Annotated in this window: 13 protein-coding genes; 9 read left to right on the top strand and 4 right to left on the bottom strand. The window is 63.6% G+C overall.

Annotation, left to right across the window (positions count from 1 at the left end; genetic code table 11):
* Positions 1-6: 6 nt before the first annotated feature.
* The 4 genes from KY494_RS16955 to KY494_RS16940 all read left to right on the top strand — a co-directional run bounded on the left by KY494_RS16955 (position 7) and on the right by KY494_RS16940 (position 4,693).
* The gene (locus KY494_RS16955) at positions 7-1,548 is read left to right on the top strand and encodes a sugar ABC transporter ATP-binding protein (protein ID WP_258194285.1); all 1,542 of its coding nucleotides are present in this window, start codon (positions 7-9) and stop codon (positions 1,546-1,548) included.
* Positions 1,545-2,615 (top strand): ABC transporter permease, encoded by a 1,071-nt coding sequence (locus KY494_RS16950; RefSeq protein ID WP_219887605.1) that lies wholly within the window; start codon positions 1,545-1,547, stop codon positions 2,613-2,615. The genes KY494_RS16955 and KY494_RS16950 overlap by 4 nt, the downstream gene beginning before the upstream one ends.
* Positions 2,612-3,586 carry a galactofuranose ABC transporter, permease protein YjfF gene (gene yjfF / locus KY494_RS16945; protein WP_219887604.1) on the top strand — a complete coding sequence of 325 codons (975 nt, stop codon included), beginning with the start codon at positions 2,612-2,614 and terminating at the stop codon, positions 3,584-3,586. The genes KY494_RS16950 and yjfF overlap by 4 nt, the downstream gene beginning before the upstream one ends.
* 165 nt (positions 3,587-3,751) lie before the next feature.
* Positions 3,752-4,693 carry a LysR family transcriptional regulator gene (locus KY494_RS16940; protein WP_035823672.1) on the top strand — a complete coding sequence of 314 codons (942 nt, stop codon included), beginning with the start codon at positions 3,752-3,754 and terminating at the stop codon, positions 4,691-4,693.
* Positions 4,694-4,801: 108 nt separating this feature from the next.
* Here KY494_RS16940 and KY494_RS16935 read toward each other — a convergent pair whose 3' ends face one another.
* The 4 genes from KY494_RS16935 to KY494_RS16915 form a co-directional block, all read right to left on the bottom strand.
* Complete coding sequence (locus KY494_RS16935) at positions 4,802-6,067, bottom strand: DUF6445 family protein (protein ID WP_219887603.1); 1,266 nt, start codon at positions 6,065-6,067, stop codon at positions 4,802-4,804.
* Between the two features lie 46 nt (positions 6,068-6,113).
* Positions 6,114-6,845, bottom strand: coding sequence for a hypothetical protein (locus KY494_RS16930; RefSeq protein ID WP_258194284.1), 732 nt, complete (start codon positions 6,843-6,845; stop codon positions 6,114-6,116).
* Positions 6,846-6,876: 31 nt separating this feature from the next.
* Complete coding sequence (locus KY494_RS16920; RefSeq protein ID WP_219887601.1) at positions 6,877-7,701, bottom strand: hypothetical protein; 825 nt, start codon at positions 7,699-7,701, stop codon at positions 6,877-6,879.
* An 85-nt stretch (positions 7,702-7,786) separates the two neighbouring features.
* Positions 7,787-9,166 (bottom strand): caspase family protein, encoded by a 1,380-nt coding sequence (locus KY494_RS16915; protein WP_219887600.1) that lies wholly within the window; start codon positions 9,164-9,166, stop codon positions 7,787-7,789.
* A 173-nt stretch (positions 9,167-9,339) separates the two neighbouring features.
* Here KY494_RS16915 and KY494_RS16910 point away from each other — a divergent pair, with 173 nt between their 5' ends.
* The 5 genes from KY494_RS16910 to KY494_RS16890 are packed head-to-tail and all read left to right on the top strand — an operon-like array spanning position 9,340 to position 14,543.
* Positions 9,340-10,104 carry a hypothetical protein gene (locus tag KY494_RS16910; protein ID WP_219887599.1) on the top strand — a complete coding sequence of 255 codons (765 nt, stop codon included), beginning with the start codon at positions 9,340-9,342 and terminating at the stop codon, positions 10,102-10,104.
* On the top strand, positions 10,101-11,123 hold the full coding sequence (locus KY494_RS16905) for a hypothetical protein (RefSeq protein ID WP_219887598.1): 1,023 nt from the start codon (positions 10,101-10,103) through the stop codon (positions 11,121-11,123). The genes KY494_RS16910 and KY494_RS16905 overlap by 4 nt, the downstream gene beginning before the upstream one ends.
* A 28-nt stretch (positions 11,124-11,151) precedes the next feature.
* On the top strand, positions 11,152-12,012 hold the full coding sequence (locus KY494_RS16900; protein WP_219887597.1) for a hypothetical protein: 861 nt from the start codon (positions 11,152-11,154) through the stop codon (positions 12,010-12,012).
* A 1-nt stretch (position 12,013) separates the two neighbouring features.
* Complete coding sequence (locus tag KY494_RS16895; protein ID WP_258194283.1) at positions 12,014-13,654, top strand: hypothetical protein; 1,641 nt, start codon at positions 12,014-12,016, stop codon at positions 13,652-13,654.
* Positions 13,629-14,543, top strand: a complete 915-nt coding sequence (locus KY494_RS16890; RefSeq protein WP_258194282.1) for a glycerophosphodiester phosphodiesterase family protein — start codon at positions 13,629-13,631, stop codon at positions 14,541-14,543. Before KY494_RS16895 ends, KY494_RS16890 begins: the two co-directional genes overlap by 26 nt.
* Positions 14,544-14,579: the final 36 nt, after the last annotated feature.

The following is a 14,579-nucleotide window of genomic DNA, read 5'->3' as shown; positions in this document are numbered from 1 at the left end:
TGCCGCATGATGAAGACGCAAGCGCATCACATGGCCGCGCCAGCTCCCTTGCTGGAGTTGCGCGGCATCAGCAAAGCCTTTCCCGGCGTCAAAGCCCTCAGCGACGTTGCCCTGCGCCTGTATCCGGGTGAAGTGCATACCCTGATGGGGCAAAACGGCGCGGGAAAGTCGACCCTGATCAAGGTGCTGACGGGCGTCTACACGCCTGACAGCGGCCAGATTTTGCTCGATGGCAAGCCCATCGCCCCCGCCTCCACCTCGGACGCGCAGGCGCTCGGCATCAGCACCGTGTACCAGGAAGTCAATCTGTGCCCGAACCTGTCGGTGGCGGAAAATATTTTTATCGGCCGCTATCCGCGCCGCTTCGGCTTCATCGATTGGCGTTCCATGCAGCAGCAGGCGCGTGCCTTGCTGCAGCAATTGCAGATCGATATCGATGTCACGGCGCAATTGTCCAGCTTTCCATTGGCCATCCAGCAAATGGTGGCCATTTCGCGCGCGCTGAATATTTCGGCCCGCGTGCTGATCCTCGACGAACCCACGTCCAGTCTGGACGAGGCGGAAGTCACTCTGCTGTTTTCCGTACTGCGCCGTTTGCGCGAGCAGGGCATGGCGATCCTGTTTGTGACCCACTTTCTCGATCAGACCTACGCCATTTCTGACCGCATCACGGTGATGCGCAATGGCGAGCGCGAAGGAGAGTATGCGTGCAGCGAACTGTCGCGCCTGGCGCTGGTCAATAAAATGATCGGCGTGGCGGCGGATACCCAAGCGCAAGAGCTTGACCTGGCGCAAGAAGCGGGCGCGGTCAGCTTTGGTCCCACCGTGCTGGAAGCAACAGGGCTGGGCCGCAAGGGCGCCTTGCTGCCCATGGATTTCCACATCCGCCAGGGTGAATTGCTGGGCTTGGCCGGCTTGCTCGGTTCGGGCCGCACGGAACTGGCACGCTTGCTGTTCGGCGCCGACAAGGCCGACTCGGGCAATATCACCATGCAGGGCCAGCCGCGCCAGTTCAATGTGCCGCGCGACGCGATTGCCCGCGACATCGGCTTTTGCTCGGAAGACCGCAAGCACGAGGGCGCGATCCTGTCGCTGTCCGTGCGCGAAAACATCATCCTGGCCTTGCAGGCGCGCACGGGCTTGCTGCGCGCCATCCCGTTCAAGCGCCAGCAGGCGCTGGCCGACGAATATGTGAAGGCGCTGGGCATCAAGACGGCCAGCATCGAGACGCCGATCGGCAGCCTGTCGGGCGGCAATCAGCAAAAGGCATTGCTGGCGCGCTGGCTGGTGACCTCGCCCGCCATGCTGATTTTAGACGAACCGACGCGCGGCATCGACGTGCGCGCCAAGCAGGAAATCATGAGCTATGTGAGCAATCTGTGCCGCAAGGGCATGGCGATTCTGTTCATCTCGTCCGAACTGCCCGAAGTGCTGCGCTGCAGCGACCGTATTCTGGTCATGCGCGACCGCAAGGCTTGCGGCGACTATGCGCGCGGCGAGCTCGATGACAGTTCCGTGCTGCAAGTGATTGCCGGAGACGCCACATGAGTTTATCCACGCCCTCCAGCGCGCCCTTGGCGCGTCCGGCTTCTTTTACAGGGAATACCGTCTTGCACCACCCCTTGAGCCGCCCCCTGGCCGCGCTGTTCCTGCTGCTGCTGGTCGATCTTTTTGCCATCCCCGGCTTTTTCCACCTGGAAGTGCGCGACGGCCATTTGTACGGCAGCGTGATCGACATCGTCAACCGCGCCGCGCCCTTGATGCTGGCGGCCCTGGGCATGACCCTCGTCATCGCCACGCGCGGCATCGATATTTCCGTGGGCGCCGTCGTGGCCCTGTCCGGCACCGTGGCCGCCATGCTGATCGGCGGCACCATGGTGATGGACAATGGCGTGGCTACCTATGTGAGCAACATCCCCATGGGCTGGGCCCTGGCGGCGGCCTTGGGCGCGGCCCTGCTGTGCGGCGCCTGGAATGGCGTGCTGGTGGCCGGTCTCGGCTTGCAACCGATCGTCGCGACATTGATATTGATGGTGGCGGGGCGCGGCCTGGCGCAATTGCTGACGGATGGGCAGATCGTCACCGTCTATTATCAACCGTACTTTTTCATCGGCAGTGGCTATTTGTTCGGCTTGCCGTTCTCGCTGTTCCTCGTCGCGGCCGTGTTCATCATCACGGCCGTGCTGATGCGCAAGACCGCATTGGGCCTGTTCATCCAGGCCGTTGGCATCAACCCCGTCGCCGCGCGCCTGGCCGGCATCAGGACGGCTACCCTGATCTTTTTCGTCTACGTCTTTTGCGCCGCTTGCGCGGGCTTGTCGGGGCTGATGATCAGCTCGAACATCAAGAGCGCCGATGCGAACAATGCGGGCCTGATGCTGGAACTGGACGCCATCCTGGCCGTCACCCTGGGCGGCACGTCGCTGGCTGGCGGCAAGTTCAGCCTCGTGGGTAGCATGATCGGCGCGCTCATCATCCAGACCCTGACCTACACGATTTATTCGCTCGGCGTGCCGCCCGAGGTGAACATGGTCGTCAAGTCCGTCGTCGTCTTCCTCGTCTGCCTGTCGCAATCGTCGGAATTCAAGCAATTGCTGCATCGGAGAAAAGCATGAAGGGCTTGCTGCACACCCCGTATTTCACTTCGCTCGTCACGGTCTTGCTGCTGGTGGTGATGCTGGGCCTGGGTGGCGCCGCCTATCCGGGCCTGCTGTCGACGCAAGTGATCTTTAACCTGTTGATCGATAACGCCTTTTTGCTGGTGATCGCCGTCGGCATGACCTTCGTCATTGTTTCCGGCGGCATCGACTTGTCTGTCGGCTCCGTGCTGGCCCTGTCGACCATGATCGCCGCCTGGCTGCTGCACGTGGCGCACTGGCCGCCGCTGCTGGTGATCGTCACCGTGCTGGCGCTGGGCACCGTGTTTGGCGCCGGCATGGGCGCGCTGATCCATTATTTCAAATTGCAGCCCTTCATCGTCACCCTGGCCGGCATGTTTCTGGCGCGGGGGCTGTGCTACTTGATCAGCATCAATTCCATCACCATCGATGACCCGCTGTTCGTCGCCATGTCGCAGACGCAATTGGGCTTACTCGGCGGTTTTGTTTCGCCCGGCGTGGTGATTGCCGTGGTCACTTTGCTGCTGGCCATCTGGCTGGCGCACGCCACGCCGTTCGGCCGCGCCGTGTATGCGATCGGCGGCAATGAGCAGTCGGCCCTGATGATGGGCTTGCCAGTGGGCCGCACCAAGGTCTTCATTTACGCCTTCAGCGGATTCTGTGCGTCCCTGGGCGGCGTGCTGTTTTCGTTCTACATGCTGTCCGGCTATGGCTTGCATGCGCAAGGCACGGAGCTGGACGCGATTGCCGCCGTCGTCATCGGCGGCACCCTGCTCAGCGGCGGCTATGGCTACGTGGCCGGTGCGCTGTCGGGCGTGCTGGTGCTCGGTACCATCCAGACCCTGATCGCCTTCGACGGCACGCTCAGCTCGTGGTGGACCAAGATCGTCATCGGCGGCCTGCTGTTCGTCTTTTGCGTCGTGCAAAGACTGATGGCCATGGGCCAGAAAACCACCAAAGGGAGTTAATCGATGTTCAAGCAACACACACGTGCCGCAGCCATCGGCATGGCGGTGGCGCTCGCCTGCAAGGCATCGTGACCGCTCGTTGACGACGCTCAAAAAGGAGACACACCGATATCTGGAATATCGATATTGAGTTAAAACTGATATCGATCATGATATGATTTATTCATGGATACCCTCAACCCCAACTGGTTCTTGCGAGCCCGCCTGAAGACGCGGCAATTGCTGCTGTTGATCGCCCTTGACGAGCAGCGCAACATCCATCGCGCGGCGGAAGAATTGCACATGACGCAGCCGGCCGCGTCCAAGCAAATCAAGGACCTGGAAGAGATGCTGGACGTGCGCCTGTTCGATAGGTTGCCGCGTGGCATGGAACCGACCATCTACGGCGAAACGATGATACGCCACGCGCGCATGGCCCTGACGAGCCTGTCCTTGGCGCATGACGACATCGTCGCGCTTAAATCTGGCCTGACGGGCCAGGTGGAAGTGGGCGTGATCATGACGCCGGCCATGGCCTTGCTGCCGCGCGCGATTGCCCGCATCAAGCAGCAGGCGCCGCTGATGCGCATCGGCGTGCATTTGGAGCACAGCAACACCCTGATGGACATGCTGCAGCATGGCACGCTCGATTTCATGATCGGGCGCATCCTGGAAAAGGAAAGCAGCGCCGGTCTCATCTACGAGGAATTGACGGAAGAGCCGGCCAGCGCCGTGGCGCGCAATGGCCACCCGCTGCTGTCGCGCAAGAATCTGCAATTGAAGGACTTGGCGGGTCAGCCGTGGATCTTGCCGCCGCAAGGCAGCATCCTGCGCCACCGCTTCGACATGATGTTCCGCCGCGCCAGCCTGGAACCGCCCGTCGACGTCGTCGACACCACCGCCTTGCTGCTGATCACGTCCCTGCTGCAGCAAACGGATTCCCTGCACGTGATGCCGACGGAAGTGGCGCATTACTACGAGTCGTTGAACGTGCTGAGCATCTTGCCCATCGAACTGCCGTGCAAGATGGATGCCTTCGGCATCATCCGCCAGCAGGATCATCTGCTGTCGCCGGGCGCGGACATGCTGTTGAAAGCGGTACGCGCCACGGCGGCGGATATGTATTGAGTGCCGTGCTGGTGTTGTCGGATTACGCGTTCCGCTAATCCGACCTACGCCACATGGTAGGTCGGATTAGCCCGCAGGGCGTAATCCGACAATATCCGTGCAGCATGCTCAATCGGGCACTTCAAAGAAAAACAGCTGCACCAATCGGCCATTCTCCGGCGTGTCGCCAAACACATTGCTGATCGAGTGGAAGTAGTGGCCCTTGTACACGATCAATCGGTTGTGGCGCATCGGCACTTCCAGCAGCGTTTGCCAACTGTCGCGCTGTTCCTGCAAGTCGTTGAATTTCTGCACTTTACTGTTCGGCAGCCAGCGTTTCTGGAAATCCTTGAAGCTGGCGTAGCCGCCCGCTTTCACGTCCGCTTCGGGCAGTCTCCGGTACCAGCCGCTGGGCTGGTGGCGCCAGAACGTGGTGCCGCCCTGGCACTGCTCGGGCGGGTTCAGATACAGCACGCCCGCATAGAAATTGAAGTTATTCCCCGTCTCATTGTCCACGTGGATATCCGTGCGCGCCATCGCGTCCGCATAGCTGAGCCGATACGAGCCATTGTCGGGCGAAATGAAACGGATGGGGCGGCCCAGCGCCGTGGCGATGCGTTCCATGATGGCCTGGCTGGGCTGGCCGGCCGTCTGGCTGCCCGGATAGTTCTGTCCCGCATAGCGCTGCTGCTCGAACGGTAAATTGAGCGCCTGGGCGCGCCAGGCGGCCGGATCGGGCAGGAAGTCGTCGAGGATGTGCAGGTCGGTTTCACGGATAAAATCGTGTATGTCTTCCGGCACATTGAGCGTCGTCAACGTTTCGGCGTGTTCCGCTTGCGGACTGGCAAAGCCGATGCGGCAGGTTTGCGCCAGCGCCGGGTGCAGCGCCAGCGCTTGCGCATAGCGCGCCAAGGCCAGTTCCTGCTGTCCCGTGCGGTAATACAGCTCGGCCAGGCCCTGCAGGGTTTGCCAGCGCTGCGGGCGCAGGGCGTGGGCCCGTTCCAGTTCGGCGATGGTCTCCATCAGCCGCTGTTTTCCCATCAGCAATTCGGCATGAAGAATCGCGAAATCGTGTTCGTGCGGGGCCAGTCGCGCCGCCGTGGCGTAGCTGGCCAGCGCCGCCTCGCTGTCCGTACCGCGCAGCACGTTGCCGAGGTTGTAGTGGAACAGGGCGTTCTCTGGCTGCTGCCTGAGCGACAGTTTTAACAGGCCCAGGCCGATGGTTCCCTGGCCCAGCTCCAGCATGGCCAGGCCCTGGAAATGTTGCGCTTCGGCCAGGGCCGGGTCCTGTTGATACGCGGCCTGGTAAGCGTTGATCGCTTCGATCAGCTTGCCTTGCTGCTGCAGTTGCCGGCCCTTGGCCAGCTGTTGTTCCGCCAGTGTCTGTTCGCCCATGTTTCGATCCCGATGCAATGTGGCGAACAGTGTAACCGAGCTCGTTCTACAGCGCCTGGCTGACAGGAATTTCCTGTCCGTTCAGCTTGATTGCCACCTTGACGATCTGCGCCTTGACCTGGTTGCTGGCCATGTCCGCTTCCTGGGCGTAGGCATACACGACGATGGCGAAATCCTTGTAGCCGCTGCGCGCCGCCTCGATCTTGCGGGCCGCTTCCTGGTCCACTTTCAGCAGCGAGTAGCCGTCGCCATTCGTGAACGCCAGCTTGTAGTCGCCGTTGTCGTACATGTAGTAATACGTGCCCGCTTCGGCGAACTTGGCGGGAAAGGCGGCCTTGTCCATGACGTACGGCGACAGCGCGCCCTGGCCATTGATCTGGTAGCGCAGGTAGCGCTTCGTTTTGGCTTCATTGACCTTGGCGTCGATCTGCGGTTTCAGCGCGTCGAGCACTTCCTGCTTGCGGAAGGCGTCGTTGCTGCCCGCATATTCGCGCGAGATGCGCTGCGCCACGGCCGCATAGTCGGGCGGCACGCCGGACAGGGCGATGTAGCTGTACATCAGCTGGTTGCCGCTGGTGATGTCGATATAGCTGGCGCTTGGCGTGGCAGCGTCCGCTTGCGGCAGGCTGGCGGCGGCCGCCTTGACTTGCGCCTTGGCGGCCATGTCGGCGACATTCGCGGCGACGGGGGCGGAGGCGGCCGGTGTGGCGCTGTCGGTCTTGCCGCAGGCGGACAGGATTACGGCGATGGCAAGCAGGGCGGGGAGGGTACGGTTCATGATATTTCCTTCAGTGAATGTGTGAGGTGACTTAGCCGATGGTTTTGCGCTTGTATTCGCCATAGCCGTAAGCGGCCAGGACGATGGAAGACGCCAGCACCAGGTAAAAACCGATACCGAAGGACAAGCCTTGCCACACTTGTCCCAGCATTTCGCTGGCCATCTGCTCGGCCATGCGGGCCGCGCGGGTACCCATGATGCCGCCCATGGCGTTGCCCGCATCGCTAACGGCGCCCTTGATCTTGATGAACAGCAAGCTGCTGTGGATGACGACGAACAGCAGCGGCGCGCACTTGCCCAGCGCCGCTTTCGGGTGGCTGCTGGCCATGGTGGCGCAGCAGGCGGCAATGGCCAGCAGGAAGAAAAATTGTGCGGAGGTAAAGCCGCCGCCACCATCGCGGGCAAAGCTTTCCAGGCTGTCGGCGGACAGGCCCAGCAGCTGCCAATAGGTGCGCGAGACGGCGGCGAACAGGCGGATGCCGATGGTGTTGAAGATAAAGGCGCCGGCGATCAGCACGCCAAGCGCCCCCAGCACCTGGATGCCGAGCGCCGAGACGGCCTGGCCCCACAGTTGCTGGCCCTTGTCGCGCGCCAGCTTGGCCGCGCCGGCCATCTCTTCCTGTGCCAGTTGCTGCGTTGCCACGGCGCTGACGGTGGCGAGGCTGCCGGCGTCATCGAAGCGCACATCGACGACGGCATTGATGGCGGGCGCCACGTCCGAGCGCCAGTGCGTGGCCACGTCGAAGGCATGTTGAATGCCGGCCACGCTGACGGAACCTTGTCCGCTTGGTTGGTAGGCGAGAATGCGGCCCCGTTGGCCGGTGGTAATGGTTGCTGCTGGGCTGGATGCTTGCATGGGATTTCCCTGGTCACTGTCATGCTGTATTGCATGTACCCACGGATAACGGGGGCAGTTCAGGGAAATCCAAAATTATTTCAAATTATTTTTTCGGCGGCTGTAATACATCCTTGGCGGCGCCCTGGTAATCCTTCATCAAGCCCATGAAGGCATCCTGCAAATGCCGGGCCGCATCCTGCGGCGGCGCGCCCGTGCGGCGGGCCAGGTCGAATTTATACGCGTGCGCGGCCGTATAGCCCGCCTGCGAGGCGGCGTCCAGCAGCACGCCGGCGCGTTTTAATGAGGCCGGGTCGCCCTTGACCATCAGCAATTCGGCCAGATAGGTCTGGGCAATCGGGAAATCCTTGGCGGCCGCCTTTTCCAGCCACTGCATGCCCGCCTTCGGCTGTTTGATGCCGGCATCGCCGCCGCCGATGCCATAGCCGAGGGCCGTCAGCGCCACCAAGTCTCCGCCGCGCGCGCGCTTTTCCAGCTGCTGGCGGGGAAATGGCCGCGCCGCGATCTGCATGCGGATTTCATAGTTGATGTCTTGCAATACATTACCTGGCCACACCTTGGCGCCGGGTGCGGCCGGCTTTTCCACCGCTGGCGCAGGCGCCGGGACCGGTGCGCGCATGCCGCCCTGGGCACCGGCCAGCACGCTGGCTGGAGTCTGGCTGACGCCCTTGCCGCTGCCCATGTTCAGCACCAGGCGCGCCGACGTTTCGCCGAACGAGACGCGCGGCTTTTGCACATCGTGCGTCATGGCGGCGACCCGCGCCGCCACTTGCGAGAAGACGTCGCTCATCGGCAAGCCAGGCGCATCGAGCGCGTCGAGCAGGGCGCTGGTATACGGGCTGTTGCGCGAATCAGGCGACCAGAAATCGCGCGCCAGGGCGCCCGGTCCCGCCGAATAGGCGATCACCACGCCGCGTGGCGCTTGCGTGTCGGCAAAACCGTGGCTGGCCGCACTGCCGCCGGGCACCATCACGGCGCCGCCGCGCGTATATTCCTGACGGCAAGCATCAAGGATCAGCACGGCGCCGCGCGCGCCCGTGCGCTGCAAGTCGCCCGCCAGGCTGGCAACGGACACGCCCTGCGCGGCGATGGCGGCAGCACTGAGCGCATTCATGTTGGCGCCCAGCGGCAGCACGTAATTGGCTTCGCCCGCCTGCGCGCCGTGACCAGCGTAAAACACGAGGGCGATATCGGCGCCGCGCGCCTGCGTGGAAAACTCTGCCGATGCCTTTTGCAGCTGCGCCGCATTGATGTCCGTGCGCAATAGCACTTCAAAGCCCAGGCGGCGCAAGCGCTCGGCCATGGCGCGCGCATCGTTCACGGGATTCAATAGTGGTTGCGGATAGGCCGCGTTGCCGATCACCAGGGCGATGCGCTTGCCGGGAGCCGCCGGCACGGCGGCGTGCGCGATGTTGCTGCCCAGCAAAAAGAACAGGCTCATAAACAGGGGAATCAGGCGATGCATGGGCGTCTCGGGAATTGTCGTGAAAGTAACAAAAGTTAGCGATTTTCACTGTGATATGAGAAAATTGCTTAAATGCATTTTACCTTACTGACAAGTTTCTCTTGTCTGGCCGGCGCACGGCGCGTCGCCGCCGGCCAGTGGCGCGTGGCGCCCAACACACGATCGGACCGGCTGTGCAATCGGAACAATTTGAACGCATTCATGACTTCTGGACGCGCCGCCAGCGGCTGACACAAAGCGAACTGGGCGAGTTTTACCAGCGCGTCATCGCCGCGCTGACCCCATGCCGCCCGCGCGAAGCGGCCTCGCTCGGTGATTCCCTGGCCGATTTGCGCCACCAGTTTTTCATCGAAAAAGTCTTGCATAGCGACAGCGATGCGGCGCCCCACCACGTCGGTGCTTTGTTCCTGTACTTCAAGCGCTTCATCATCGACCAGCTGCGCAAGCAGCGCGATGACGAGGACGCCGATGCGCAAGAAGGCTGCGAGCTGCGCGCGCCCGACGCGTATGCGGAACCGCTGCGCGACTACCAGCTCACGCCGCAGCAAGTGCGCGAGGCGGCCGACAGTTTTATTACCACCTTGCCCCGCGATTTGATCTTGCTGCTGCGCCATTGCGGCTGCGGCGGCATGCCCGTCAGGGAATTGGCCGAGCAGATCGCTTCCGCGCATTATCACGGCGGCAAGCTGGGCCTGGTGCACCGGCAGAAGGGTGATGCGGACAGCGCCGGGCGCCAGATCATCGAAGCGGCACACCGTTCTACTCTGCTGGGCAGCTGGGTCTTGACCCTGCTCAAGCTGCGCGTGGGCGATGCCCTGACCGCGCGCGATATGCAGGCGGCGCAAATAGTTTTGGATATCTTGTGCGTGGCCGCGTTATCCCTGCACTTGGACCCCGTGTCCACCTCCCCGAACCCTGATGAAAGGCCACCGGCATGACTGCATTGACGCCCTCGCTGGCTATCGTTGCCGCGCGCCTGCCATCTCCCCCAGCGTCCGCCGAATTGCTGGACGCGGAGGTGAGCGGCGATACCCCCGACTGGCGCGGCATTGCCGTACCGGAACACTTGATGGAACGCTTTGCGCGCCGCAGCGATGCAGCGCCCTTGGCCGCGCGGCCCATCGCGGGCGGACAGATCCACTTGCTGGCGCGCTGTCCCGGCTTTGGCGCCGTGCTGCTCGATGCCTGGGATAGCGCGCGCCAGCGCTGGCGCGGCTGGCTCGTTACGCCAGATGCTTCGTATGCGGATGCCTGCGGCCTGGTGGTCGAGCAGCGCGACGCGCCCGCCGACCCGCGCGCGGGGCTGGTGTTGTGCGACATGCCGGTGACCCTGGCCGTGACGGACCTGGGCGCCTGCCTGGGCGTGTTCAGCCAGGAGCGCCTGCAGGCGGCGCGCTGGCTGGAAACGCAGGGCCGTGCCAATGCCGCCACGGCGGCGCCCGGCGTCATCGCCCGCGTGGCCTTGCCCGGCGGCGACTATGCGCTGACGGGCACGCCGTTATCTAGCGAACTGGGCAAGGATGGCCGCGTGGCCTACCGGCAATTGCTGCGCCAAGGGCTGCAGCAGTTGCCGATCGCTTCGGCCGATGCCGGCGCGCCACAGATGACGCCAATCAAGCCGGCCAATGCCAGCCGCTGGCTGAAGATCGTCACGGCCGTGGCCGCCAGCGTGATGGTGGTGCAATCGGCCTGGCTGTTCCTGCCGAAAGAGAGTGCTGTCGTCGGTAATGCCGAATTCCGCAACGGCGGCAGCGGCGTCGAGACGGGCGTGCGCACGCGCGTGCTGTTCCGCGCCGAGGCTACCGAGGCGGAAATCCGCACCTGGCTGCAGCGCGAGCAGCTGGAAATCGTTGCCGGACCGGACACGCTGGGCGCCTTTACCTTGCTGTCGCGCGACCGCCAGAAAGTCTTGCCGCCGCCAGGCCCGGGTAATCCGCTGGCCGTGATCAATCCCTGAATTGTGAAATAAGAGAAAGTTATCAAGCATGACAACGTATAAGAACTTTGCATCCGCGCACTGGCGCACACTGGCCCTGAGCGTGGCCGCCGGTATCCTGTTGACGGGTTGCGCCATGACGCCGAACGGCCGTGGCTGCGTGATGGTGGGCCTCGATACTGCCGAGCTGTTCGGCACGCCGCTGTCCACCTTCCGCCTGCGCGACGGCACGGAAGGCACCTTGCGCAAGGACCCGCAAGGCAAGTATTCGATCAAGCTGTCGCAGGCGTTTCGCGTCGTGCCGCTGGCCAATGCCATCACGGCCCGCGTGGCGCGCGTGGAAAACGTGGGCGAGCGCACCGTGGTGATCGTCGAAACGCAGGAGCGCGGCTGCGCCTACCGCTATGAAGTGCTGGCCTTCCAGGGCACGGACGTGCTGCAGTGGACGGTGGGTAATTGCAAGGACCGCCCCCGCGTGGAACTGGCGGCGGACGCGAAATCGCTGAATATCGACTTTCCCAACTACAACCGCCTGTCGCGCATGATCTACACGGACAACCGCTTGCTTAACGCCAGCGTGGCCGTGCCGCCCGGCGTCGATACGCGCGCCCAGCCGTTTGCCGACGACGCCTTGCGCGCCACCGGCCCCGTCATCGCCACCGTGCCTGGCAGCGGCGGCGATAGCGGGCGCGTGATTCCCGCGCCGCCGGCAGCCGCTCCGGCCCCCGCCGCCACGCCGAAAGCGGGCAGCCGCGCCAGCGCCAAGGCGCGCCGCCAGGAGACCCCGGCCAGGGCGGCGACGCCCGCCATCAGCCTGCCTGCAGCGCGCAGCGCGGCGGCTGTCCCTGCGGCGCCGATGATCTTTCAGGCCGAAGAGATCAAGCCCGTCGTCATCGATTTGAGGAAATAAGATGGCCGCGAGTTTGCGCAGTCTGCAAATCCGGCAGACCTTGATCCTGATCGTCCTGACGATCATGTACCTGTGCTTCGAGCTGGGCTTCAATGCCCGTTTGCTCGACGTGGTGGGCGGCGACGTCAAGCCGCACGACGTGGAGGGCGTGGAATTCTATGGCCGCAGCCTGTCGGGCATCGCCGCCGCGCTGGTGGTGCTGCAACTGATGTGGCGCCGCCGGCTGAAGAACAATGACAGCGGCCCCAGCTGGAAAAAGATCATCTTCTGCTGCGTTGCCACGGCGGCGGTCGTGTTCGGCATTTTGAAAACGACGGTCACGGTGCTGGTGGAAACGCGCGATGCGCAATTTCGCCGCCTGGCCTTCAACACCACCCTGATGCAACGCTCGCTGGTGGGCGGCAGCCTGCAATTGCAGGGCCTGGTCGATGATCCCACCCTGTTTGCCAAGCCCGAAGGCAAGGCTTTCCTGGCCCTGTTCCCCTTCCTGGCCGTCTCGGTCGGCCACCTCGACGAGCGTATGGAGCCAGCCAAGGAGCAGTTGATCAATTTTAATGTCCGCAAGATCGCGGGCGGCGCGGCCGGTTACTACGACAAGTACCAGCAGGCGATAGGCGAAGTGCATGACAAGTGGAAATTGTATTCGGGCATCATTCCCGACGACGACGCGGGCTTGCGCCAGCAGCAGGAATCGGCCTGGAACGATTACCGGCAAAGCCTGTCGCGCCATGGCTGGCAACCGGAATCGGTGCCGGCGCGCCGGCGCGCGGCGGTAGTCAACAATGTGCGTAAAAAGGTGCCCGTGTCGGCCAACTGGCATCCTGCCGATCAATTGAGTTTCCGCGCCGCCGTCAAGCGCCGCTACGCGTCGGAAGCGGCCAGCAAGGGTTTGACTATCAAGGGCGAGCGCATTCCGCCGGGCTTGTCCTTCCCCGCCTTCGTGGCGCGCCCCGGCATCCAGGCCGTGCTGCGCGACGGACCGGACGGTGGCGACGGCAGCGAAGCGAGCAAGGGCTTGCGGCTGCCGAAGGGCGCCGTGGTGCAGGACGTGTATGCGAGTCCGGCCGAGTTCAGCCGTCTGTTCGACCAGTTCGCCGCGCGCCAGACGGCGGAAAAGCTGGTGGAATACCGTGCCAGCCGCAGCGACTTCGAAGTGGGCGGCAAGTATTACGCAGAGGGCAAGGAAGCGGCGCGCGCGGCCATCGTGCCGCCCGTGGCCCTGTTTTTCTCCTTGCTGGGCGCCATCGGCCACTTTTCGAAACTGCTGTACCTGATCGCCACCGTGGGCTTGCTGGTGCTGGCGGCGCGCCGCGGCGAGCAGGCGGGCGCCGATGGCCAGCTGAGCCGCCGTTCCGCCTGGATCGCCACGGGCGTGCTGGCCGGCGCCTTCCTGGGAACCTGGGGCATTTTTACCCTGTCAGACAACAATGTCACGAAGAGCGAGCTGTTCCGCCAGATGCTGGACTGGAACCGTCAGGCGGCCGACGACAGCACGCGCTGGCAAATCGCCGGCAAGGGCTTGCTGGCCAATATCACGCACGTCGTCGCGGTGGGGCAGGGCTACAGCTACCCCGTCAACGAAGCGATCCGCATCCATGTTTTGCAAGGAATTCACTATGGCTATCATCCGGAAAAAAAATAAGGCGACCGCCCTGGCCTTGCTGCTCTGCATGGCCAGCACGGCTGTCCAGGCCGACTGCCTGGGCATGAAGGTGCACGCCCACCGGGGTGCCGGCAATGCGCCGGAAAACTCGCTGAGCGCGCTGCGCAACACGTATTTCGGCACCTGGGACGGTGTCGAGACGGATTTGCAACTGCTGGGCGACGGCAGCTGGGTAGTGCACCACGACCTGCTCACGGGTCGGGTCGTCGACACGGGATCGCCCCGCACCGTGAAGCAATTGACGGCCGACGACTGGCGCGCCGCCAGCATGAAGAACCGCGGCGTGCCGACGGCGGAAACGCCGCCCTTCGTCAGCGATGTGGCCGACTTGGCCACGGCCTTCCCGGCGAAAACCCTGAATGCGGAAATCAAGGATGTCGTGGCGTCGTGCGCGCCCATCGCGACCCTGGTGGGGCAGTTGCGCGCCAACATCAAGCACGGCAACTGGTTCCTGACGTCGGGCGTGCCGAACAACCTGGTCTGTGCGCGCCGCGCCGATCCGCAGGGCTATCTGGGTCTGCTCGTGTTTGATGCGCGCAATGCACAGGCGGCCGGCGCGAACCGGGTCAGCCGCTATATCGCGAAAAATGCCCGCCCGCCCAAGCTGGACAAGCCGTGGCTGCAGCGCGTGCAGCAGCAGATCGGCATGCCCGCTGGCGTGCACGTGGACGCGCGCAGTCTCGACGCCAATCCGAATTTGCTGATGGACGCCGCCAGCCTGAACATGCCGGTCTTCGTCTACGCCGTCGATGGCGACTCGGCCCTGGCCGCATCCTTGCTGCGCGCCCAGCAGCGCAGCCACCGCTGGCCCAGCGGCGTCATTCTTGACGGCAATCCCGAAACGTTTTGCGCGATGATGAAAAATTAATGCATGGCGGTGGTGATCTTTATTGACATCGCCTGC

Origin of the sequence: Janthinobacterium sp. PAMC25594 (assembly GCF_019443505.1) — a bacterium.
GTDB lineage: Bacteria > Pseudomonadota > Gammaproteobacteria > Burkholderiales > Burkholderiaceae_D > Janthinobacterium.
The sequence above is the reverse complement of the archived record's forward strand: the minus strand, read 5'-3'. Positions and strand labels throughout refer to the sequence as shown.

Excerpts from the sequence above, each read along its gene's own strand:
- KY494_RS16955 (WP_258194285.1), top strand. The coding sequence starts at position 7 with ATGATGAAGACGCAAGCGCATCACATGGCCGCGCCAGCTCCCTTGCTG.
- KY494_RS16950 (WP_219887605.1), top strand. The coding sequence starts at position 1,545 with ATGAGTTTATCCACGCCCTCCAGCGCGCCCTTGGCGCGTCCGGCTTCT.
- yjfF (WP_219887604.1), top strand. The coding sequence starts at position 2,612 with ATGAAGGGCTTGCTGCACACCCCGTATTTCACTTCGCTCGTCACGGTC.
- KY494_RS16940 (WP_035823672.1), top strand. The coding sequence starts at position 3,752 with ATGGATACCCTCAACCCCAACTGGTTCTTGCGAGCCCGCCTGAAGACG.
- KY494_RS16935 (WP_219887603.1), bottom strand. The coding sequence starts at position 6,067 with ATGGGCGAACAGACACTGGCGGAACAACAGCTGGCCAAGGGCCGGCAA.
- KY494_RS16930 (WP_258194284.1), bottom strand. The coding sequence starts at position 6,845 with ATGAACCGTACCCTCCCCGCCCTGCTTGCCATCGCCGTAATCCTGTCC.
- KY494_RS16920 (WP_219887601.1), bottom strand. The coding sequence starts at position 7,701 with ATGCAAGCATCCAGCCCAGCAGCAACCATTACCACCGGCCAACGGGGC.
- KY494_RS16915 (WP_219887600.1), bottom strand. The coding sequence starts at position 9,166 with ATGCATCGCCTGATTCCCCTGTTTATGAGCCTGTTCTTTTTGCTGGGC.
- KY494_RS16905 (WP_219887598.1), top strand. The coding sequence starts at position 10,101 with ATGACTGCATTGACGCCCTCGCTGGCTATCGTTGCCGCGCGCCTGCCA.
- KY494_RS16900 (WP_219887597.1), top strand. The coding sequence starts at position 11,152 with ATGACAACGTATAAGAACTTTGCATCCGCGCACTGGCGCACACTGGCC.
- KY494_RS16895 (WP_258194283.1), top strand. The coding sequence starts at position 12,014 with ATGGCCGCGAGTTTGCGCAGTCTGCAAATCCGGCAGACCTTGATCCTG.
- KY494_RS16890 (WP_258194282.1), top strand. The coding sequence starts at position 13,629 with ATGGCTATCATCCGGAAAAAAAATAAGGCGACCGCCCTGGCCTTGCTG.